21 protein-coding genes are annotated in these 23,711 nt (G+C 44.8%); 1 reads left to right on the top strand and 20 read right to left on the bottom strand.

Translation table 11 applies throughout. The annotated features are described in order from the left end of the window. Positions 1-89: 89 nt before the first annotated feature. Positions 90-2,753 (top strand): CotS family spore coat protein, encoded by a 2,664-nt coding sequence (locus B5Y67_RS16375; protein ID WP_088227490.1) that lies wholly within the window; start codon positions 90-92, stop codon positions 2,751-2,753. 244 nt (positions 2,754-2,997) lie between these two features. Here the strand turns inward: B5Y67_RS16375 and B5Y67_RS16380 are convergent, their stop codons facing one another. From B5Y67_RS16380 to B5Y67_RS16475, 20 genes are all read right to left on the bottom strand, one after another. Continuing rightward, a complete protein-coding gene (locus B5Y67_RS16380; protein WP_088227491.1) occupies positions 2,998-4,290 on the bottom strand; it encodes an iron-containing alcohol dehydrogenase in 1,293 nt (430 codons plus the stop codon). 284 nt (positions 4,291-4,574) lie between these two features. Then, entirely contained in the window at positions 4,575-7,187 is a 2,613-nt protein-coding gene (gene ppsA / locus B5Y67_RS16385; RefSeq protein ID WP_088227492.1) for a phosphoenolpyruvate synthase, read from the bottom strand. Positions 7,188-7,603: 416 nt separating this feature from the next. Further along, the gene (locus tag B5Y67_RS16390; RefSeq protein ID WP_088227493.1) at positions 7,604-8,059 is read right to left on the bottom strand and encodes a threonine/serine exporter family protein; all 456 of its coding nucleotides are present in this window, start codon (positions 8,057-8,059) and stop codon (positions 7,604-7,606) included. After that, the gene (locus tag B5Y67_RS16395; protein WP_088227494.1) at positions 8,056-8,817 is read right to left on the bottom strand and encodes a threonine/serine exporter family protein; all 762 of its coding nucleotides are present in this window, start codon (positions 8,815-8,817) and stop codon (positions 8,056-8,058) included. Before B5Y67_RS16395 ends, B5Y67_RS16390 begins: the two co-directional genes overlap by 4 nt. Positions 8,818-8,822: 5 nt before the next feature. Further along, a complete protein-coding gene (locus B5Y67_RS16400; protein ID WP_088227495.1) occupies positions 8,823-9,803 on the bottom strand; it encodes an AraC family transcriptional regulator in 981 nt (326 codons plus the stop codon). Positions 9,804-10,034: 231 nt separating this feature from the next. Further along, entirely contained in the window at positions 10,035-11,021 is a 987-nt protein-coding gene (locus B5Y67_RS16405) for a radical SAM protein (protein WP_088227496.1), read from the bottom strand. Beyond that, on the bottom strand, positions 11,015-12,058 hold the full coding sequence (locus B5Y67_RS16410; protein WP_088227497.1) for a radical SAM protein: 1,044 nt from the start codon (positions 12,056-12,058) through the stop codon (positions 11,015-11,017). The genes B5Y67_RS16405 and B5Y67_RS16410 overlap by 7 nt, the downstream gene beginning before the upstream one ends. Positions 12,059-12,123: 65 nt before the next feature. Next, the gene (locus B5Y67_RS16415) at positions 12,124-13,179 is read right to left on the bottom strand and encodes a geranylgeranyl reductase family protein (RefSeq protein ID WP_088227498.1); all 1,056 of its coding nucleotides are present in this window, start codon (positions 13,177-13,179) and stop codon (positions 12,124-12,126) included. Further along, positions 13,160-14,266: a lipoate--protein ligase family protein gene (locus B5Y67_RS16420; protein ID WP_088227499.1), complete on the bottom strand. Its 1,107-nt coding sequence runs from the start codon at positions 14,264-14,266 to the stop codon at positions 13,160-13,162. The genes B5Y67_RS16415 and B5Y67_RS16420 overlap by 20 nt, the downstream gene beginning before the upstream one ends. 4 nt (positions 14,267-14,270) lie before the next feature. Beyond that, the gene (gene gcvH, locus B5Y67_RS16425) at positions 14,271-14,690 is read right to left on the bottom strand and encodes a glycine cleavage system protein GcvH (protein WP_088227500.1); all 420 of its coding nucleotides are present in this window, start codon (positions 14,688-14,690) and stop codon (positions 14,271-14,273) included. Positions 14,691-14,731: 41 nt separating this feature from the next. After that, positions 14,732-15,673: a biotin/lipoate A/B protein ligase family protein gene (locus B5Y67_RS16430; protein ID WP_088227501.1), complete on the bottom strand. Its 942-nt coding sequence runs from the start codon at positions 15,671-15,673 to the stop codon at positions 14,732-14,734. A gap of 55 nt (positions 15,674-15,728) precedes the next feature. Next, the gene (locus B5Y67_RS16435) at positions 15,729-16,031 is read right to left on the bottom strand and encodes a DUF6506 family protein (protein WP_088227502.1); all 303 of its coding nucleotides are present in this window, start codon (positions 16,029-16,031) and stop codon (positions 15,729-15,731) included. A 319-nt stretch (positions 16,032-16,350) separates the two neighbouring features. Next, positions 16,351-17,514, bottom strand: coding sequence for a (Fe-S)-binding protein (locus tag B5Y67_RS16440; RefSeq protein ID WP_088227503.1), 1,164 nt, complete (start codon positions 17,512-17,514; stop codon positions 16,351-16,353). A 3-nt stretch (positions 17,515-17,517) separates the two neighbouring features. Next, positions 17,518-18,966: an FAD-binding oxidoreductase gene (locus B5Y67_RS16445; RefSeq protein WP_088227504.1), complete on the bottom strand. Its 1,449-nt coding sequence runs from the start codon at positions 18,964-18,966 to the stop codon at positions 17,518-17,520. A gap of 21 nt (positions 18,967-18,987) precedes the next feature. Beyond that, positions 18,988-19,410, bottom strand: coding sequence for a glycine cleavage system protein H (locus B5Y67_RS16450; protein ID WP_088227505.1), 423 nt, complete (start codon positions 19,408-19,410; stop codon positions 18,988-18,990). Then, positions 19,403-20,278 (bottom strand): lipoyl synthase, encoded by an 876-nt coding sequence (gene lipA, locus B5Y67_RS16455; RefSeq protein WP_088227506.1) that lies wholly within the window; start codon positions 20,276-20,278, stop codon positions 19,403-19,405. The genes B5Y67_RS16450 and lipA overlap by 8 nt, the downstream gene beginning before the upstream one ends. Beyond that, positions 20,279-20,974, bottom strand: a complete 696-nt coding sequence (lipB, locus tag B5Y67_RS16460; RefSeq protein WP_088227507.1) for a lipoyl(octanoyl) transferase LipB — start codon at positions 20,972-20,974, stop codon at positions 20,279-20,281. Positions 20,975-21,007: 33 nt separating this feature from the next. Beyond that, a complete protein-coding gene (locus tag B5Y67_RS16465) occupies positions 21,008-21,352 on the bottom strand; it encodes a carboxymuconolactone decarboxylase family protein (RefSeq protein ID WP_088227508.1) in 345 nt (114 codons plus the stop codon). Between the two features lie 106 nt (positions 21,353-21,458). Beyond that, entirely contained in the window at positions 21,459-22,658 is a 1,200-nt protein-coding gene (locus tag B5Y67_RS16470; RefSeq protein WP_088227509.1) for a dihydrolipoamide acetyltransferase family protein, read from the bottom strand. Then, a complete protein-coding gene (locus B5Y67_RS16475) occupies positions 22,659-23,690 on the bottom strand; it encodes an NAD(+)/NADH kinase (RefSeq protein ID WP_088227510.1) in 1,032 nt (343 codons plus the stop codon). Positions 23,691-23,711: the final 21 nt, after the last annotated feature.

Here is a 23,711-nt window from a genome sequence, read left to right on the forward strand (position 1 = left end):
TCCATATTTTGGCATAATTATCTAGACCCATTTTTTAAATTGAAGAATATTTTATAACAGTGGTTTTTTAGAATAATGGGGGTGGAGTTGTGGGTGAATATATGATTCAGCCGTGGGATTGTGATAATTGCCCCACGCTAGTTAAGAGTGATATATATGTACCTCCGGAGATTGATGATCTTGCTCAACAGGTTATGAGTAATTACAATATGGCAGTTTTTAGTAAAGAAGTCATAACAACAAAATCGGATAAAGGCGGAGCAATATGGAAAATTGAAACTGATAAAGGTCCGCGCAGTCTAAAACTTTTACACCGAAAACCAATACGAAGTCTCTTTTCAATCGGTGCACAGGACTACTTTGTAAAGCAGGGCGCACGTGTTCCAGAATTAAAAACAACGAAAGAAGATACCCTTTATATAAATAAGGGGGGTAAGCTATGGATCGTAACTGATTGGATTGAACCTCTTGGCCCTGCAACCAAAGATCTGGAAGGTGCCTGTGCCCTATGTTACGGTCTTGGCGAATTTCATAAGTATAGCCGGGGGTATATCCCTCCCGTGGGTTCACAAAAAGCTTCAAGATTATACAGATGGCCTGCATATTATAACAAAATAATCCAAAAGTTTGATTGGTTTCGTCACATTGCCAGCGCATATAAAGAGATTGAGGCTAGTCAATTCCTGCTTGAAGCAATTGAGTGTTTTGAACGCCAAGCTAAAAATTCCTTAACTTACCTTGAGCAACAATCCTCTTATACGCAAATGATCTCGATGGGAGAAACGTATTGGGGTCTAGTTCATCAAGACTACGGATGGTCAAACGGCCAGCTTGGACCTGGGGGACTCTGGGTTATCGATTTAGATGGTGTGGCCTACGATTTACCCATTCGTGATCTTCGGAAGCTTATTTCTGGTACGATGGACGATATGGGAAGATGGGATGTCCAGTGGATTCAGGCCATGATTGAGTCTTATCATCAGGCAAATCCAATTGATAGAGAAATCTACGACGTCTTAATGAATGACTTAGCCTTCCCCAATGAGTTCTATAAGCAAATAAACGAGATTCTCTATAATCCGGCTTCATATTTAAGTCTTGATTTTGAAGGAATTTATCAACACCTTTTGCTCCTGGAAGAAACAAAAGAAATTGCCTTAGAAGAACTTAGATCTTCAAACACAAATTACACCCAAGGCAGTTATACTTCCAATCCAGTGATTGCCCCGGAAACCCTTGAATTAATTCAATTAGATAATAGTGTTGAAGAACCTAATAGAGTTATAAATCGCCCAAAATTTTTACCAAACAGTGACGGCAAATTAAACGTTCTAATGATCTGTACTGAAAAACTCCCAGTTCCACCTGTACGCGGAGGGGCTATCCAAACTTATATCGAGGGAATATCGGGAACGTTAGGGACACATCACAATCTAACCATTCTGGGTACTTCTGACCCCTTATTACCGCAGGAGGAAGATCGAAATAATATTTATTATGTGAGAATTAATGGCGAACAAGTTTTTGAAATTTATGCTAAAGAAGTTATTGAATTTCTTAAAGATAGAAATTATGATCTTATTCATGTGTTTAATAGGCCACGACTTATTCCACTAATTCGCAAGGTTGCCCCGTATTCGCGACTCATTTTAAGCATGCACAATGATATGTTTGGTCCAGAAAAAATTAAAATACAAGATGCGCGAATTGCTATACAAGAAAGTAACAAAATTATTACAATCAGTAACTATATCGGAAAGACTATTTCTGAACGTTATCCTGAAGCCGCATCAAAAGTTCATACGATCTATTCGGGAGTATATCACGATAAATTAATCCCCTGGAAACAATCTGAGTTTTCGACTCTAACTCGTCAAAAATTACGGTCTGAGTATGAACTTGAAACAAAAACCGTTATTCTATTTGTTGGACGCTTAACAGCAAAAAAGGGTATAGACCTATTGCTTCACGCTATGAATTATCTGTATCCTTCCGATCCCAATATAGCCCTTGTTATCGTTGGTGGAACCTGGTACAGCGAGGATACTCTAACTGATTACGTGGCCTATGTTCGTACCTTGGCTGAAAAAGCCCCCTTCCCAGTTATTACAACAGGTTATGTTCCGGCGGAACAAATTCATCAATGGTTCTGGGCCGCAGATATCTTTGTATGTCCTTCTCAGTGGCAGGAACCTCTTGCTCGTGTTCATTATGAAGCTATGTCTGCCGGTTTGCCTTTTGTAACCACGGCGCGAGGCGGAAATCAGGAAATTGTAATGCAGCAAAATGGCTTAGTCGTCAAATGTCCTGAAGATCTCGTGGAATTTGCAGAAACTTTGAAAATCCTTATTGAAGATGCAAAACTTCGGGAAAAGATGGGTCAAGCGGGTAGACGATTGGCAGAGGAACTATTTACTTGGCAACGAGTAGCTACTGATGTACTGGGAGTATGGAAAGAAGTTACCGAAACTGCAATTAATGAAATGGTTAAGGAGGAAAATGTTAAGATAGTATCAATAAGGGATTCCGATAAGGTTGTTGAGCCAAGATCGGATAAATATTCGTCTGAGCAAAAATCTAAAACATCTAAAAGAAAAGTTTTAAATGAGTCTAAAACTCAGAAATCAACTATGACAAAAAATCATTTAAAAGATAATTTGTCCGCTACATCGAAAGGTTCTTCGGTGATAAAAATTACTAGAGATATGATAAGAATTCCAGAACAGGAAGTAGTAACCTGGTTTAGATATTAAACATGAGAGAAAGGTTGACAAAATTTCAGTCAACCTTTCTTCGTTCGCCCATGGGTTAAAAGTTATGTAAATGGAATTAGAAAAGGCTTCAAAATATCGCAAACCAAATTATCTTTGTAAAATTGCATCAATATGAATACCATCAGGATTAGAAGTTAAACCTGAGGCTGTAAACTAATATTTATAAAGACATGTTTCCAATTCTCAATGAATATTAAGTAGTACAGGATCATGTTTCCGATTACTAAGTTCTATTATTATATGAATTAGTGTCAGTCAGCCTTTCCGCATTATTAGCCAACATGACATTTATTGGATTTGATAATTGTTCACCTGGTTTCCATTCCGATTCTTGGCCAGCTTTCATACCCATAGTTGTTCTAATCAATTGAATCATATCCTCCAGAGAAGCCAGCCTTGGGTTAGTCAGACAGGCGACATCCTTTAAAGCATTTTCAGCCATGATACCGATATTTTCTTCTTTAGCACCCAATTCACTTAGATCTGAGGGAATTCCCAATTCGGCATTAAGTTCATTAATAGCGGTATGGACTGTTTCAACTGCGTCATCTTCTTTTATATCTTCTTTTCCCATCGCTTTGGCTATATCCATAAATCGTTCAATGGGTACTGCCAGAGCATTAAATTTCAGGACATAAGGGATCAATGCTCCTGTTATTAAGCCATGATGCCTGTTGGAGAACCCGCCAATTTGATGGGCAATAGCATGAATATATCCTACCCCAGCGTTATTAAAGGACATTCCTGCCATGAATTCAGCGTACATCATATTCTCTCTAGCTTCTGTGTCGTTGCCGTTGGCAGCGGCCTTTTTCAGATAGTTAAAAACCAGTTTAATGGCTCCTAGAGCTAGGGCGTCAGTAACGGGCGTAGCATTAATAGAAACATAAGATTCTATAGCATGGGCCAACACGTCAATACCTGAAGAAATCGTTACTTCCTTGGGTATGGTCGTCATTAAGGAAGGGTCGTTCACTGTTAAGGTAGCTAGCATCTGCGGATCCACGATGTCCATTTTTACCTTCCGTGACTCATCAACGATAATATCAAAATTTGTCACTTCTGCACCGGAGCCAGAAGTAGTATTTACGGCAACCCAGGGAAGGATATTCTTGGGAACCTTGTTTAATCCCTCATAATCAGAGATTTTGCCTCCGTTTGCCGCCAGCAGGGCGATACTTCGTGCGCAATCATGATTGGTACCCCCGCCTACCGAGATAATAAAGTTGAAATCTTTTTGGAGAAGGTTTCCTTTTTTAAGGTGGTGTAAACCGTTCTCGACAAATGAAGTAGTCGGGTTGGGATGTTCTACTCCGTCAAAAATACTGTAGGTAATGCCGGTATCCTTCAATATTTGTTCTACTTTTCTTACATGGCCTAAATTGACCAAGTTTTTATCGGTAACGATAAGCGCTTTTTTGAATCCTTTGGCTTGTAATTCTTGACCAAAATTACTCAGGCATCCTGTTCCCATGAGGTTAATGCTGGGCACATAAAAATTGGTTGGTTTTTGCATAATAACTAACTCTCCTTTATTTTCAACTACGGTGAAGCACTATGAATAAATGCCATGGTATGAACCGCTAAAAAGGCATTCCTCTTTATCTATAATTCCCCGATTCTTACCTGTTATGTTAAGGTCCAGGTTAAATTATTGTACCTGGATAAAAAAATGAGGCTGATTTAAATCTCATCAGCCCCATCTATTTATATTACTAAATCGCTAACGTTTAAGACCCGCTCCGCACTCCTGATTTGCGATAATAGGATAGCCCCGTGGCCATTTTCCTTGTCCCCGCATTATAAGATTTCTACATACCCTTCTGATCCATGTACGCGAATTCGTTGCCCATCTTTTATCAGTTTTGTAGCATTCTCCACTCCGACAACTGCCGGTAAGCCATATTCACGAGCGATAACTGCTCCGTGGGTCATCAGACCGCCAACTTCGGTGACTAGGCCTTTTAAAGATACAAATAATGGTGTCCAGCTGGGGTCAGTAAAGGTAGTGACTAGAATATCTCCATCTTCTAAATTTGCGTCTTCCATGCTTAAGATGACGCGTGCTCTTCCCTCTATAACTCCTGAAGAAACAGACAGACCTGCCATAGCGCCCGCTGGCAGATTTTCCTGTTTGTACTCGCCTGCAATAATTTCGCCTTCAGAGGTGATAACACGTGGAGGAGTTAGTTTTTCGAATAATTTGTACTCTTCTATTCGCTTGCAGATGATTTCATAATCCAGTTTATTTGTGACTAAGACTTCGCGAAGTTCTTCAAAAGTGAGGTAATATATATCTTCTTTTTCATGAATAACATTTGTCTGTATGAGTCGATCGGCTTCTTTTAGTAAAGCCTGCTTATAAACAAAATAGCGGCTAACCATGCCGTATTTTGGATATTCACGATAGCCAATGAAATTTCGGATTAGGTCAATCATTCGCTTTGTTTCTTTGACTTTTTCTTCACCATCCGGCAACGTTTTCAATCTCTCTAATAACTCTTTTTCTTTTTCCGACGCAACACGCCGCCCTAGCTCAAATTTCCGACTGCTGGCATTAGGCTCAAAATTTCTGATGTTACTGAGAATCAGGGGGACAAGTGCAGTAGGCTTTTCGCTAAAGCGCGGTTTCGTAATATCAATTTCTCCGCTGCATCGCATTCCGTATTTGTCAAGATAAGACAGAATTGCATCTCGGACTTCCTGCCCACCATCGAGCTCAACTAATTTTTCCAAAAAATTATCATCTTTTACATTCAGTAAATAATCAATTATTTCAGGATAAGGGCGAATCACATCTGCCACATCCATTAACTCCAGACCCATTTCCGAAGTAATATTGTTTGGTACAGATTGAGAAAGTATGTCTGCTGCGTTCTTTTCACCCAACCACTCGCTCATTTTTTCATTGATCCAAAGTGAAGCATTTATAGCGGCCATAAATACAGCCGAACTTTGTGGGTCAAATAAGATTCTCTTTAACTCCTGGATATCATCTAGTATAAAATCAATTAAATTCGTTCCTGATTTCCCTTGAATGTTTTGTTTCAACTCTTCTATGGAGGTTTGACTTTTTCTAATCAAATCAGAAACAATTGACGGATTGTTTTCGATTTGTGCTTGAGGTTCTGCAGGCGGCTTAACTTTATCGCTATTACCAGTACTCTGCTCTTTCTTATCATTCGATGAACATTTTATAAAATCTCGCTCTATGATGGTCATAATTGCGTCTTGTGTGAGCGGCTCGAGTTGTCTCATATTATTCAACAACATTTTCCTGCCGTCTGGTGTAGCCAGCATTTGTGCCACATCAACAAACAACCTTCCACCAGCTTTAAACCAGCGACCATGAGATATTAACTGCATTAAAGACATTCCCAATGGTTTCAAGGGGTTGGTCATCATTTGTTGATGGCCAACTGATAAATAGACGTGGTTTTCTTTATCATCCGCCTCAGGGATGGGATATAACGTTGTAATTGGCCGGCTTTGGACAATATAAAATGTATCTTCAGTTAAACACCATTCGATGTCCTGGGGGCAGCCAAAATGTTCTTCGATCTTTCTGCCCAAGTGCGAGAGGCTCAAAATCCGCTCATCCGTCAGCACTTGCCTATTCTGCTGCTCAGGCTCAATCTCCTTCTCTTTCGTACCGCCATCTTTCAAGGCGTAAATAGCCAGCTGCTTGGTGGATATCTTCTTATCGACAACCTTGCCGTTACGGACTTTATAGATATCGGCGTTCACCAGTCCGGAGACCAAGGCCTCACCAAGCCCGAAGCCAGCATCAATAGATAATACTTTCCTATTGGAAGTGACAGGATCAGCAGTAAATAAAATTCCTGCCGCCTGAGGGAAGACCATCTTCTGGACAACCACTGACAGGTAGACTTTTCGGTGGTCGAAGCCGTTTTGTATCCGGTAAGTGACTGCCCTCTCGGTAAACAGCGATGCCCAGCACTTGCTGATATGTTTCATTATGGCTTCCTTTCCAAAAATGTTCAAATACGTATCCTGCTGGCCTGCAAAGGAAGCCGTCGGTAAATCCTCCGCAGTTGCACTGGATCTTACTGCATAGGCATATTCCTCACCAAGCCTGGATAGGAGGTAGGTGATCTCTTCAACAATGTCCTGCGGGATGGCTATCCCTTCGATGACCCTGCGAATTTCGCCGCTTAGTTCTGCGATCTTATCCCGATCCTCCACCTTAAGGAGCGACAACTGCTCGAGTAATTTGCTAATCGACGACGTTTCTCCAATTATTCTTTTAAAGGCCTCTGTAGAAATACAAAAGCCATCCGGTACACGTATTGCTTCAATCTTGGAAAGTTCCCCTAGGTTCGCGCCTTTACCCCCAACAACCCTGAGTTTTGTTTTGTCAATGTCCTGAAAGCCAAGCACAAATGAATTCATACGTTGTCCTCCTTTGGCGATTCCTTCTTCGATCATCATATCCATCGTGCTATTGCATTATAGCAGTAGAAAATGCGAACAAATAGCCTGCATTTACAATTTTTTATATGTTATAATTAAAATGGAAGAACGCTAGCAAATAATCATGAAGGGATGGTAGAAAACCATCCCTTTTGTCATATCATTATCTGCACTTAGTATTACCTTTACCTTCTAATTTTAGGTAAATAATAATAAACCCCGTTACACGGATTTCATAACGAAGTTTCTTAAACTTACCTGTTAATTTCTCATTTGCTTAATTTTCCTTATTAAAAATACGTATTTCCCCATAACCGCCAAATCACAGTAGATAGTTGCAATTGTCTAGCCGCGCTGTCCCAGGCTCAAATAACAAGGGCTGCAGTTCCTCTATTTTACATTGAATCATGACGGTATTCATGAGAGCGTAATGCGAAAAAAACTCTTGACAGCGAAGATGCGACCATAATGCCGGCTGCTATAGCAACTGCAATACGCACCGTATAAGAGCCATAATCGGCAAACTCTACAAACCTATTATTGATCGCATAACTCATTGAGTAGTATAAGGCTCGGCCAGGAACTAGTGGAATGATAGCTGCTGTTAAAAAAGTAGTAGCTGGCGTTTTCTCGATGCGGGCGCATATCTCAGAGTAAAAGGTTACTATAATAGCCGAAATGAAGTACTGCGTCATTTCGCCTCTTAGCCAGAGACCACCCAGTAAGTATATCACCCATGCTAACATACCACCTAAAGCAGCATACCATATTTTCCTTCCTCTTATATTAAACAGAATCGAAAAACCAAGTGAACCCATAAAAGCCAAAATGATCTGAAATGTATGGATCATTTGAACATTCCTCCAACAAAAACTGATACCAGACCGAATCCAAAAGAGATGGACAAAGCTACAAGAATAGCTTCACAAAGGCGCAATAGTCCTGCTATCGTATCTCCGCTTATGATATCCCTTATTGAGTTTGTGAGAGCCAATCCTGGTATCAGCAGCATGATATTTCCGATTGCAATTTTATCGAAGCTATGACCTATCCCCGTTCTAACTAGCAGAACCCCCAGCATTCCTATAACGAACGAGCACAGTATATTTACAATAAAAACGTTTTTATCCAGTCTTTGGACAAAAGTGATCGCTGATTTCAATATCATGCCGATAGCTGCAGAAACAGCTGCATCATTCAAGTCACCTCCATAGAACATCGTGAATGTTCCAGCAATCATACCATATACCAAATATTGGACATTCGGACCATATATGCGTCTAATACCGATCATTTCTATTCCATTTCTAATATATTCTGCCTCAGGTTTGTGAGCACAAATATAGTGGGAAAGATTATTAAGTCTGTCCAACTTATCCAAATCCGTTGAGTATTTTAAGATCCTCCTGGTTTGAGTGAGCGTATTTCCGCTTTTCGATTGAAGAGATACGACGATACTAGACGTGATAGTAAAAACATCCACCCGCTTTGCATCATATGCTTTGCAGATACGACTGATGGAGTCCTCCACGCGATTTACTTCAGCACCGCTGACAAGCATTTGTTCTCCAATATCCAATATGTAACTTAGTAATTCTTTTGTAAGCATATTACTTAATGCCCTTTCAGTTTTTCTTGAACTTGGTATGGAGTTTCTTGAATTTCCTTAATATCCCTGAGAGGTGATAAACCAAAGAGTCTCTTGTATTCTCGATTAAATTGAGAGGGGCTTTCATAACCAACTTCCAGTGCGGCGGCGGTGACATCCATGGAGCTGGTCAGCATAAGGCGCCTGGCCTCCTGCAGACGTAGTTGTTTCTGGTACTGTAAAGGTCCCATTGTTGTAATCGTTTTAAACTTATGCTGAAGGCTTGATACACTCATATTACTGAACTTAGCAAGCTCGGGAGCGGTGAATGGGCGTGAGAAATTTTCTTTAATCCACCCGATTGCTTTTCCTATACCATCAGACTGCTGATCATAGAGGGCTTGCTGAAGAAAAAGGTGTCCATATTTGCCTGAAACTAAACGATAGATCATTTCATGCATCATGAGAGCGGACAGAAATGGAGCAGGCTCTGACTTAAGGGCGAGATTAAGTAAGCGTTCAAACAGTTCAAGGAGATCTTGATCAGATTTTCCAATGAACGCTGCAGTGCTGGGTTTCTTAATTCTGGAAGGAAGATCAATTTTAGCCTCAGCCACAACGGATGCAACTTCCTCTGCGGTAAAATCTATACGCAGGCCAATATATGGGAACCCTTTTGTTGCTCCAACGACTCGGCCGGATGCAGGGATGTCGATGATGGAAGCCACGTAATCGCCCTCATAATAGTGAAGTATATCCTGCCCAAGGTGAAGTTCTTTTGATCCTTGCAGAATAAGGCAAAACGATGGCGACAGCACACTTGGAATCAGCGGCGACTGGTGGGTATGGCGACAGATTGAGAGATAAGGGATGGCTGTTGTAGTGGTCCCTTCTGATGTGGTAATCTGGTCTGCCATAGAAACCAGCTGTGACAAAATTTCCTTATGATCTGAAAAGCTTTGACTGAGCCTCTGGATATTTGCCGTTTTTTCCATTTGCTTTGACATTTTAATCACTTAACCTTTTTGTTTTTTCATAAACGATGAAATCCTATGGCTAAGTATAGTTCAAGAAAAAGTAAACTGCAATAAAGCAAAATGCTCCATTTGCAGTTTTAGGCAATTTTTATGCAGAAACATACTATTCGTCATCTAGCTCATAGGATTGGCACCATGGCCACAAGGAAAATAAGCATAATCATGAAGAACAATAACGACTTGATATTGGAAAAATCCTTCTTATCCCGGTAGTTGCATTTGATTTCTCATATAGTTTTGTCCAATTAAACTACAGCATTCTTCCGTAAAAACGGTTTGCAGCCCTCTATTCTGTGCATAATCAATAGTTGCTTCATGGGGATAGGCAATGCCATTGACCCCACAATTAACCGCCTGGATCTCAATTATCCGTTTATATTGCCCTGATGGCCTCGCACAGCCAAGTGTAATGGGGATATCCGGGTTCATAATTCTGGCCTGCGTAATTACTTCACTTGCTTCGTCCAACGCCGGTGGTTCTAGCCCTGCCATAACAGTTCCATTGGAAGGGGTTAAGATAACCAAAACTATTGTCTTTGGCTGAGCTTGCTGAATCATCTCTAATGCTTGAATCTCCCCCCGGATTTGGCCATAGTGCAATCCGACGACCACATGAGGGGCTATGTTTAAGTTTGCTTCACGACAGAAGAGCATGGCCCGCAGGTAATCTTCAGGTCTTCGGTCAAGATGATAAACTTGGTGAATCGTCTCTTGGTCACCAATCACATCCATTAAGACCTGATCGACATACGCCGCTTTTAAAGCCATAGCCGTTTCACGAGTAATGATTCCGCTATGAACTAATACTTTCATACCCTTCTGGCTGGCATAAGCAAGGGAATCCAGAAATGGCAGCAACGGTACTTCTCCCTGTGAATTTGCTCCCCCGCTTACGAGGATGCCCCGACAGCCTATGTCCTGGAGCTGATCAATCACTTGACGCATTTTCAGAGGGGTAGGCGCTGCTATCATACTCTGGAGAAGTTTGCCGCTGCAATGATCGCACCGACAGGCACAAGCCTCACCTGTGACGCTTATATTGACAAAATAGTGTTTGTGGTTTGCATAGTAGCGGTTTTCGTAATGCTTGGCACCAGGAGCAGAAAACCATATCTCCGGCTTGAATCGCTGCCGCACTTCCCAGGCTTCTTGGGTAAGACTTAATTCTTCGCTGTCTTTAGTTAACATTCCTGTTTAACCCCGTTCCAGAGCTGCGGGATTATTATATCAATATCTTCTGCCTCAGGAAGAAACGGATAATTGCGCATCGGATCGCTGGCGCGTTCATTGCCAAAGGGGCGGTTACAAGCAACTTGTCCGTCCTCTCCCGGACAGCCCGAAGTCATGAAGGCTTCACCATTCCGAATAATAGGCATTATATCCTTCCCAAAGTCCATTATTTGTGCTTGTGCTGAAAACTGAAAGTCCCTCACCTCCGCAAGGCCTTCATCGATCAAATACCGTGCCATTTGCACCCGGCGATATTGACCTAAATCAGGCGGCGGGCAATCCTGCAGCAAGCTGCCGCTCTCCGGGTAAAAGGAAAACAAATGAGTCAAAGCTCCCATCTGGTGAACCTTGGCTATGGTCCTGACCATCTCAGCTTCCGTCTCGCCCAAGCCGACAATCAGGTGTACCCCAACCTGATACTGTCCAAAGATTTCTACCGCATCACCTAAGGTATGCCAAAAATGATCCCAGTGGTGAGGCCCACTCACTCCTGCTCCTCGATGCTGAACAAATAATTCTTCCGTCGCAGCATCTATAGCTACGCCCACCCGGTCCGCCCCGGCTGCTTTAAATCTGGTCAAGTCCTCTTTCCTTTTCATCACTGTCGGCGCAATCAAAACGCTAACCGGTAATTGAGTGTACTCACGAACCTGGCTTATAATCCCACAGGTATCTTTCACAGCACGTCCATGAGTGATCATAGAAATGCAGACTCTTTTAAAGGGATGGTTTCCGCTCCTAATCCGATCAAGAATATTTTGCAGGGAGTAAACCGGCCATTTAACCCGAATAAAGGTTTTGGAGGATTCTTCCTGACGATTCTTAGCCAGACCGCAATAACTGCAGGATGCCCTGCAGCCGCTGTTATAAGTCAGCAGAAGGTTAAGACATTTGCATTCGGATTTTGGCATAAAACGCCCTTTTTCCATCCCCAAACATAGGGCGCCGGCCAAACTCGTTTGTACAAATAGAGGACTCTCTTGAACTAACTGCATAATTGCCCTTCCCCTTTCAACAATCATTGCCCTGCAGAAACTCAATAAACTATTCTAGAGTCTGCCTAACTTGCTCCAATCCATGTTCTTTTTATCAAGCCCTCGAACTGGTCTCTGTCCTCAGTCCAATAGGTAGTCATATCATTTCTCTTGCGCCTGGCTCGCTCAAGAAATCCACCCAGTATTGACTGCCATTGCTGGGGATACCGGGACAACAATCTTAGATCGTGATTTATTACCGCCTGAGCAGCACACCTTCCGGCAATCTCTCCGGTAACAATAGCTGTTAATATCCCCCCGCCGGTAACGGGATGAGTAAATCCGCCGGCATCACCGCAGAGAAGCACATTTTCTGCCTGAGTTATCCCTAAAGGGCCACCGACAGGGATTAGACCGCCTGTTTTAGCTGAAGGCAGTGTATCTTTGATTTTCCCTTGGGCAGTCAAATCGTTCACAAATTGCTGCAGGAGATGCGGCAATTTTTCTTTATGTAAGAGGCTAACCCCAACTCCCACATTGGCTCTGTCGCCTTTAGGAAAAAGCCAGGCGTAACCTCCCGTGTATTCCGGTTTGAAATAAAGATCGATGGATTTCTGTTCATCTCTCAAGGACAACGTGTATTGAAATCCTGCCAAATACTCTCGGTTTTCACTCTTGATCCAATGACCGACTGCAGACCGCGGCCCATCGGCACCAATAATAATCGAAGTCTGAATAAACTCTTCTTTGCCGTTTCTGGATATCATTAACCCCGAATCCGTTTTGGCTGTTGCCCTCGTTCCGGTCCGGAACTCAGCTCCTGCGGCAACAGCACGATTTACTAAACTTTTGTCAAACACTTCCCGGTTTAATAGATATCCGGAACCGGCCAGAGAAGCAACCGGTTTACCATAGAGATAAATATCCATACTCCGGATAGTTTGCACAACTGCGCCCGGTGCAAGCTGAACATACTGGTTAATTTCGCGGGGGACAAACTCCGCACATTGCACCGGACGTTCCGGGTGACTGCCGGCATCAATCAGCAGGACATTAATTCCGGACTTGGCGGCAGCTTGGGCAGCGCTGGCCCCAGCCGGTCCGGCTCCTACGATGACGACATCATAATGCTTTGACGTCATTCCTGTCACCTTCCCTGCTGCAGGCAAGACAAAGAGCCAGGTAAATGTCCTCAGCCTCAACTCCAGGTATGCGTACGTTATGGCTTTTGAAAAACTGATTAACCCTTTTCGCAATCTCAAGGGGATTTGAGGATGAATTTTTCAGGTCTGCTTCCAGGTCCAGGATACTTCTTGCCGGATAGGCAAAAAAGTCACCGGTAATAAAGGCACTCTTAATAAGCTGACGCTTTTCGTCCAAGCGGATTGAAACCCGAATCAAGCCTCCCCGGGATTTATAGTCCGCCATTCTCAAGTCATTGGCTTGGGATACAATTCTCGTTCCTCTGATCCACTTCTCTGACTGGAAGTGAACTAATTCCTTTTCTAACCTTTGCTGTTCAATCTCCGTCAAACCGCCCGGTTCCAGAGTAATGCCCAGAACTTCGGAAATTCCTGCAGCAAGCGCAGCTTTAATATCTGCCAGAGGAGGCAGATAACCAAGAACTTCCCTTAAGCAGGTAACTCTATGTTTGAAAGACTTAACATCTTTATCTGCCAGTTTTTTTATGGGCAGTTTCAAAGCCTTGAGCATGGTGTCGACATCAAAATCAGTCAGCAGGGACCCTTGATACAAAAAAATATCCCCCATTTCAGTCCCGCCGGTGCCTGAAATCTTACGGCCCTCTACTTCAATATCATTGGTTGGACGAAAATGGGCTTTTACACCCAAGCGCTCTAATCCCACAACGACCCCTTCACACATCAGCCGGTACATGTCTTCCAACCGTTTAGGAATACCCGGAGTATTTTTAGGGGCAAAAATCTCCCAGCCGAGTTGAGACTCATCCCAATACAGATTCCCCCCTCCTGTAAGGCGCCGGTTTATCTCAATGCCCTGTTCACGGCAATAATTCTCGTCTACTTCAAGTTCCACAGCTTGGTGGAAACCGACCAGAGCGCAAGAGGGTGAAAATTGGAGAAAACGAACCGTGTTAGGAACCTGATTGGAACTGCGGGCATCCAGAATAACCTGATCCAAAGCCATATTATGAGCCGCTGAGATTGCACCCATATCTAATAACCGCCAAGGGGTTCCCATCCTCTCCATCTTCTTATCCTATCTCCTCTTCCTTAGTTTCTTGTTCAATAATCCACTTGCGATAAGCTTGAGCCGTGAGCAAGCCTTTAACTTCGACGGAATCCCTTAATTTTATCCTGCACATCCAGCCATCACCATAAGCATCGGTATTAACCTTGCGCGGATGGACAAGGACATCTTTATTCGATTCCAGGATCGTTCCCGAGAGCGGCGCAAGCAGACTGCCGACCCATTTCCCGGACTCAACCGATCCTAGCTTATCCCCTCTGCCAACGGTCTCTCCTGCCTGAAGAAGCTCCAAATAAAGGATGTCTCCTGTATTGCTTTGCCCATAATCCGATAGTCCGATAACAGCTTCTTCGCCATTGACTTTAATCCAGAAATCGTGGGTGTCGTAATATAGGTTCTCAGGTATGGCATACTCCAAATCCATTGTCTTACCTCCCCGTCTCAGTAACCTCGCGTGTTAGGCCCCTAAGGCCTGCCAAGTAAATCTTCATGCCATTCACAACCTATTAAAGAATCAGCCCTGGAGAAAAAACAGGCCGCCTTACCGAAAAACCGCATCTGCTCGACCTTTCCGTTATGCAGCAGAATAGCTGTGCTGCTGTCGGGGCCTGTTCTTCTTTCCAACAGCAAAATATCTTCTGCTATTTTAATGGTTCGTTCCGTATGTTTCCTGCCAGGCAATGCTATCCATTCCGGATTGCTAGTCTTAACATAAATTTCCTTCGCTTTCCTTATGAGTTCATCATCCAGAGTCCTGGCCTCGAGGTTACCCCATTGCCGTTTAAAACCTTCGACAAGCAGAGCTGCCAGATCATCATACCCTACAGAATGATTGACCCAATCCTTCAGCGTTGTCATATTGGCTTGCATAGTCTGACGCAAGTACTGGCGGAATTGGCTGCCAGGCACTTTGAGAATCTTGCTCATGACAGTATAGTCAAAATCCACAAGAAGATTGCCCACATAGGCAGTACATTTCCCGATATCACCGCAGGCATTTCCGGAACATTTACGTCCTGCAGCATTAAGATCTGCGGGAGGCTTAAGTTTTGCCGGGAGGCCAAAATATTTGTAAGCAGAAATAGCCGGCTGCAAAAATTGTTCATAGTAACGCGTCCGCCTTAGAGGTAAACATGAATTATCCTGCCGTAACACAAGCTGGAAGAACACTTGCCCTTTGTCAAGATAAACGACCCCGCCGCCGGTCTCTCTCCGGAATAAGGGTATCCTCTGCCGCTGACAATACTCCAGGTCTATTTCCTGATCCAAGTCATCATGCAGCCCCAAGCATACATAAGGTGATGAAGGATAACAGAGGATTAACCCTTCGCGCCCCAGGTAAGCCAAAGCGTGATAATAACATTGGGATTCCCACCAGCTTACTTCTCCCAGGTCATATAAGTCCACAGAAAGAACCTCCCGCCAAAATCTTCAGTTTTCCGGTTCCCGGCTCAACTCAGGGTTAAAATATCTCGTCCCCGCTCTTGAAGTTCAGTCCGGGATGATTGTCAAAACGCACGACGCCCACAACAGCCTTATCACCGACTGCTTTTTTCACTTCGGCAGTACCGTTAATTCCAAATCCCCCGCATAATTCAATAGCTCCAACGCCTTCACTCACAAGTTCTTGGGCTGCGATTGAGGCCATAGCATAATCCTTAACCCCGACTACGGTTAAATCAACTTGGGGAGTCTCCACAACACTTCTGTTTTTTCGATAATCCGCCTCCGGGGCAACAAAAATGAACGCTGCCTTCAATTTCATAACACTCCACTCCCTTTATGCGCACCTTAGGCGCTTCATTTATATATTCCGTGAAATCATCGCTCTTGGATCGCGGTGCAGGCAACTGATTTCCTATGCTGAACCCATATAGATCCTTTATTTCGCCACCAATATCCATGATTAAGACATTTCAAGGGCGATTTAAAAGTATGTAATGTTGCCGACGCCAGTGAACTCGTTCAGCTAAAGCTGAACATCGGGACTCCGGTGACGAAAGTGTCCTTTGGACACTTTCGCCGAAAGCGCCTAGCCCATAACAAATTCTACCGTGCTGAAGGATGGACTCACATGTAGAATTTCAGAGAGCTTCCAGGATCAATTGGCTGATATCCAAGACTCGGATAGGCAGATTTTCCTTCCGGATGGCAGCGGTCAGCATCTGTTCACATTGCTGACAGGCTGAAACCACAATTGATGCCCCTGTGGCCTGAATCTCTTCTACCCGCAAGGCAGCTATCCTGGCCGCATTTTCGGGATCGACACTCTGCAGATTTCCTCCCCCGCCGCAGCATAAAGCATAGTCTTTGTTATGAGCCATTTCGACGAATTTGACGCCGGGGATACTGTTAATGATGGCACGAGGCGCTTCGTAAATCCCGCTGTTTCTCCCTAAATCACAAGGATCGTGATAGGTGATCACTTCATCCAGCTCATTGAGCTGAATTTTTCCTTCCTTAATTAATTGAGCCAGATATTCCGTCGTATGCTGAATCTTCAAGTCATACCCTTTGAGGACTTCTCTGCTGTCATGCTTCCACACATGATAACAGGAAGGGCAACTGGCAATCAGAGTATGAATGTCCATGGCCTTAATTTTTTCCACGTTATGGCGGATAAATTTCCGGGCCTCATCTGCATAACCCGCTCCCAGCAAAGGAAAGCCGCAGCACCATTCTTCCCCGCCCATGGTCGTAAAATCGCATTCGGCTTCATGCAAAATTTGCGCGGTTGCCAGCGGGACTTCTGCCGCCTGGGGAAAGAAGGAGGAAACACATCCCACAAAATAGCATACGTCAGCACCGGAGCGCGGCTCGATCGATTCAGGATCATCCAAATCCTGAGCCCACTCCAGCCGCTCATCATTGCTGAAATTCGTGATATTTTTATGAGCTGCCAAGGTATCCCGCAGGTTGACATAGGCCTGCGGTTCTTGCCCTGCTTCGGCAAGACGCTGGCGCAGATCCAGCCATAACCTGCGCAGATCAATGGTTGTCGAACAGGCAACAGCACAGGATCCGCACAACGTGCATTGGGCAAGGCGCCGGACAAACTCTTCCGGAATATCTCTTCGCTGTTTATGGGCAAAAATCTCGCGGCTGAAGCTTACCTTGCCCCGCGGACTCGCTGATTCCCAGCCAATCACCTTGTAGATGGGACAATCCGTACGGCAGTAACCGCAGCGGGCACAGATCAGTGCTTCCTTTTCCAAGGTAGTGTACAGAGTTTCTGGCTTTTGGCTCATCGGTTACCACCCCCTGCCAAAGACTTTTCTAATTCCTGCCAGCATATCCATAGCCAAAGCATAATTCAAAGGATTTAAGATAAATGGAGCACGATAAACTTTTCCCGGATTCATAGTACCTTTGCCGTCAAGGTCACGCTTGATTTTTTTAAGCCTCTTCAGTTCGGAAGGTTGATGAATCCGCCCTATCATCGGGGCATTCCATAAACCGACGCCATAAGGGCTGCCCCCGTAGCGATAGCCGATATCATGAAGCTTCTTCACCAGACTGAGATTGATAATGTACCTGATGGTATGCATTTCATCAGCGTTAAAGGTCGTCATCACTGTTGCATAGTCCGGAGTAACTACATGGCCATAGGAGAACAGCTTAAAATTGTAACTCTGGGACATTTTCCGAACGTCAGCAAGATATTGGGGAAGGTTTTTAATAGGAAGCCAAATTTCAGCCCCGAGAAGGGACGGCCCGCCTCTTTTGAGTCGCATGGCCTTGAACTTTTCTTCCCATTCCAGCTCCGCTGTCTCCACCGGCAGAAGCCTTACCGACTGATTTTTTTCTGTTATTGTTTGGATGATCTTCTCAGCCTGCTCCAACTCCTGATCAGAGCCTTCATAATCTACGGCCAGAAGATAACCATGATCTAAGCCGCCGGGTGCAATTCCCAGGGTTTTCATGCCTTGCAAACATTCCTGATCGGTGAAATGCAGATTAAAGGGAACTTCTGCCCCCTTGATGACTGCTTGCATCTTGTCCCGCATTTCCAGGGGATCAGAACATTGCAGCAAATAATGTTTCAGTTGAGTTTGGTGCCGTATTTCCACTTCCAGCTCAGTAACAATCCCCAGCGTTCCTTCCGCAGCGGCAAACCATTCCAGGGATGGCTGGGTATCCCGCGTAAGACGTCGTGCCTTTCCCTCAGGAGTAACTACTTCAATGGACCGAACCTGGGACAGCAGACTGCCGTATTTCAGGCTGCCAATCCCATAGCCCAGCATAGAAAACCAGCCCCCGATAGTAGCAACCGGCGTACTGCTGGGAAAGGATTTGGGAGCCAGACCTTTACCGCTTAAATACCGTTCCAGTTCTATCCAGGTGGTTGCCGGTTTAACAGTAACGGTCATAGCTGCCTCGTCAACGGCAACAACTCCTTTAAGCAAGTTAAGATCCATTAGGATTCCCTTATGGAGCGGCACGGTATTGAAATAAACCGTTGAACCGCCGGCACGGGGTGTCACCGGAATAGTGTACTTCCAAGCAGTTTTGAGAATATCGCTGACTTCTTCCGTATTGGCCGGACGAACGACTATGTCAGGCAAGGTCTTAAAGAGAGGCCCGACCAGCAGCTCCGGTACCGGAGCCAGGTCGCGAGAGTAGAAGGATCTTTCAAAGGGCGAGTCCGTCGCCTGTTCCCCATATTGATCCAGGATTTCTTTGACGATTTCTGTCTTCACCAGTATTCCCCCTTACCTGGCCTACTGAGGATGTTTGGCAATTTCCTCCTGCAAAAAAGCAAGAGCTTTATCTCCAAAAAGCAGATTGGTTTGCACCTCCGCCATATTCGACGGTTCAATTACTGCTATCCAGCCCTTTCCATAGGGATCTTCATTTAAGGGCTTGGGCACAGAGGCCAAATCTTTATTCGCTTCCACGACCTTCCCGGAAACGGGCATCATTATTTTTCCGGCCCATTTACCCGATTGCATTGAACAGAGTGTTTTTCCGGCTTCCAGGTCTTTACCAGCCCGGGGCACTCGTACAAAGGTAATGTTGCCTGCCAGCTGCTGCATAAAATCCGTGACCCCTACCCGGATTTGCTGGCCTTCGATTTTGACCCAGGCATGGTCGGTGGTGTAATAAAGATCATCCGGCATATCATAGTTAGCCACTTTAGCCATGAACCTTAGCCTCCTTTCTTCTTTCCTGTATACCGGCAAAAGCACGGGCTGCATGATAAGAACTCCTGACCAGAGGCCCGGCATTAACCTCTAAAAAACCTAGGTTAAAAGCTTCTTGTTTCAGCCTGGCAAAGGTCTCGGGATGAATATAATCAATGACGGGATGGTGAGCGGGAGAAGGACTTAGATATTGACCAAGGGTCAAAATGTCACAATGAACGGTTCGCAGGTCCTCCATAACCTTCAGCACTTCATCTATCCGTTCACCCAATCCCAGCATCAGTCCCGATTTCGCTAAGATTCCCGCCGCGCTCACCCTCTGCAGCAATTCCAGTGAGCGTTCATAAATAGCCTGAGGTCTAACGGTGGGATAAAGACGGGGAACCGTTTCCACATTGTGATTAATCACCTCAGGCTTGGCCTCAATCACTTTCTGCAAAGCATCCTTTTTCCCTCGGAAATCTGGTATCAGAACTTCAACGGTAACATCAGGCACAGTCTTTTCAAGAGCTCTAATCGTCGCTGCAAAATGCCCCGCTCCGCCATCGGTCAGATCATCCCTGGTTACTGAGGTAACAACAACATGGTGCAAATTCAATTGTTGAACGGTTAAGGCGACACCCTGCGGCTCCTTAGGATCAACCGGCAGCGGCCGTCCGTGGATAACCGCACAAAACCGGCAATTACGGGAGCAGACATTACCAAGAATCATAAAGGTACAGGTTTTCTGGGCAAAGCATTCACCCATGTTCGGGCAGTCAGCCCCTTCACAAACCGTATGCAGATGTCCTGCATCCAACAACTTTTTCATACTGTCCAATGCTTCGGGACTTGGAGTTTCTATTGTCAGCCAATCTGGTCTCTTCATTTAGACACCTTCTAACATGTCCTTGACTTTTGCCAAAGTAACATCTTCCAAATACAGATCCATAACGTCACTCAACTGCTGGCGCATTTCCAGTTTCACTTGATTAAAATCAACCGTGTGTCCCAGAACTTTTTCCATGGATGTAACTCCCAAAGTAGAAGCTGAAATTCCGCAGGGAATAATGTAGGAAAAATGGTTTAAGTCCGGGAAAATATTCAAGGCCACACCATGCATCGTAACCCAGTGCTGAACTGCCATGCCCTCAGCAGCGATCTTCGCTGATCCTGCCCATACCCCCGGATATGCTTGTTTGCGCCCAGCAGCAATCCCGAAGGATTTGAGGGTTCTAATTAAAATTTCTTCCATCCGGCGGGCATACAAATGAACATCTCGTTCAAACCCCGTCAGATCAAGAATAGGATAACAAACTAATTGACCGGGACCATGATAGGTAATGTCCCCTCCTCGGTCTGTCTCATAGACTTTGATCCCTTGTTCCTCCAGAAAGGCCTGACTGACGAGAATATGGTCAAAACCGCCGCTTCTGCCGATGGTAAAACAGGGATGATGTTCCAGAAAAATTACGGTATCCGCTATGACCCCGTTTCTGCGCGCCTGATTTAGCACTTTCTGCAGTGCCAGAATCTCTCCGTATTCCTCTCTGCCTAATTCCAAGCAATAGCCTTTCCTGCTCATGCCATCTACCCGTTTCTAATTTCAAATCGAATTCTAATCTTCAAATTCATCCAAGGCTGCCATTAAGGTCGTTGAAGCATAAGCCATGGAAGGCGATCCGCCAAAAGCGATCGCAACCGAGGCTGCCTCCAGAATTTCATCCCGATTAGCCCCTTCATTCAAGGCATTTTTGGTATGAAGCGTTATGCAATATTCGCAGCGCGAATAAAGAGCGATGGCTAAACCGATGAGCTCTTTGTATTTACGCTCTAATTCACCTTCGACATAAGCGGCTTGATCCATCTGGACAAATGCCGCATTAAGTTCCGGAACAACATCACCCACGGCCTCCATCCCCGAAAACATTTCACTTAATAACTCATTGGGATCCTTTGCCATTACGTATTCCTCCTTGAAATCAAATTGAACTTCAATTTGAAAATAACTTTAAAGATAAATATCTTTAATTTAATATTGTTTATATTTGAAAATCCTAAATCAATTGTTAGATGAAAATCTTTTGGGGATTTTCGATCATGTCGATCAGAACAGCCAACCATTCTGCTGCCGGTGCACCATCAAGGATACGGTGATCAAAGGATAACGATAATCCCATCATGGGTCTGACAACAACCTCGCCGCCAACGGCAACGGGTTTATCCACTGTTCTGCCCACTCCTAAAATTGCAGCCTCAGGGGGATTAATAATGGGAGTAAACCAGTCTACCGATTGATACCCACCTAAATTGGTAATGGTAAAAGTCGCCCCGTTCATTTCATCCACATTGAGTTTATTTCTGCGCCCTCGCTTGGCCAGATCTTTAATTTCTTCGTTCAACTGGGTCAGTTTTTTCTCATTGGCCCTGCGCAGAACAGGTACAATCAAACCATCAGGAACAGCCACAGCCATCCCGATATTGATTTCCTGCAGTGTTTTAATTTCGTCGCCATCCAGAGTTACATTGACGGCAGGATTAATTTCAATGGCCCTGGCTACGGCTTTTGTTAACAGTGCCGTAACCGAGATTTTATCCTTATCCTTAAGGCCTTCATTAATTTGTTTCCGGAGTGCCAGAATCCCGGACATATCAACACTGACATGATGGGTTACTTTCGCATTTGATGTCCAGCTGGCCAGCATGTTTTCCCCGATAGCTCGTCTCATGCCCTCATAAGGCATAACCTTGAGTGTAGGACGATCATCAGACGAAGTGCCTACCCCTTCAGCTAGGGCTTTTTCAATATCATCCCTGGTAATCCGGCCCTCAGGTCCTGTACCGCCTACAAGGGTATAATCGATATCGTTCTCTTCGGCAAGCTTCCGGGCCGCAGGGGAAATTTTCACTTTTCCGCCGCCGGTTGCTGGCGTTTTCACGATTCCGCCCGAAGCTGCTTTTACTTTTTCCTTAGAATCCGCTGACCCTGCGGCCACCGGACTTGCGGCTAAAATTGCCGAAATATCTTCGCCAACTTCTCCGATAGCTCCCATTAATCCACCCACAGAAAGCTTGGTTCCTTTTGCCGCCACAATTTTAAGTAGAATTCCGTCCGCCGGGGACTCGATCTTATTGGTAATCTTATCGGTCATCACTTCGACTAAGGTTTCCCCTTTTTTCAGGCTGTCGCCCTCTTGTTTAAGCCACTTGCCCACAGTCCCGGTTTTCATGGCCAGACCTAGTTTAGGCATCGTAATGGATGTTGCCATCTAGTTTTCCTCCTTAAGCCTGTGTAATTTCTTCATGGCCTGTTCTCCTTGTGAATAACCTTTAGCCACCGCCTGACGTAATACCAGCCGGGGATCAGCCACTCGAGGGCCCTCAAAGGTAAGCTGAAAGGAAACTTCCTCCCCCTCGCCTACTTCGACTTCTCTTTCCCCGTCAAGGGCAATTACCAAGGGGCCCTTTTCACCGTTTATCTCCTCACCGATCTCCAAAATTTTATAAGCAGCCACTTGAATAGGTCTGATTAAACCAGGAGCAAGCGGTGCCATTAAACTTATGTTTCCAGGGCCAAGATCGATGGCCATTCCTTTAGATTCAGTTATGCCGATAGGGTGCAAATTGCCGGCAATCGAGGATATCCCGATATTATCCGGTTCACCTCGGGTAACCACGACTTTCCGAATACGCTCTTCATCCCAAATCGCTCTCGAGCCAATAAAGATATCTTTGAGCACAACCGCATCGATCAAAGCCATATCGACAGGCTTACCGTTTTTTAATACGACGATCTTCTTTGTCCGATGCACCGCCGGGAAATCAGCCAACCCACAGGCCACTGCTCCCGCAGCTAACCCCGCTATGGTCCCTTCGACCATTTGCGGAAAAACGTTATTCGTTCCCGTGGAAATAGGCAAGAGAGGAACATCTCCGCAGTTTTTCGCCACCATGCGGTTCGTTCCATCTCCGCCCAAGGTGATAATACAACCGATACCAGCCTGATTCATGGCGAGGGCAGCTTGAGCAGAATCAATTTGAGTTCCTGTCATTTCCATATCCGCTTCAACAATGTCCAGCGATAAGTGATGAGCTTTTGCTAAGCCTTCAACGGCCCGGGGAACAATTCCATAATAGTCGGGCATATAGACAACCCGATCTACGCCAGTGACAGCTAACGCCAGCAGGCAGCGCTTGACAATATTCACCTTTTCCAGGTTATCAAAACAAATGCCATAAGCGACCAAACGACGAATATCTTTTCCTGAAGCCGGATTTGCGATAATTCCAACAGAAGCCATGCTGCACCTCCCTCTAAGAAC

Source organism: Desulfosporosinus sp. FKB (assembly GCF_002196705.1).
In the GTDB taxonomy this organism is placed as follows: Bacteria; Bacillota; Desulfitobacteriia; order Desulfitobacteriales; family Desulfitobacteriaceae; genus Desulfosporosinus.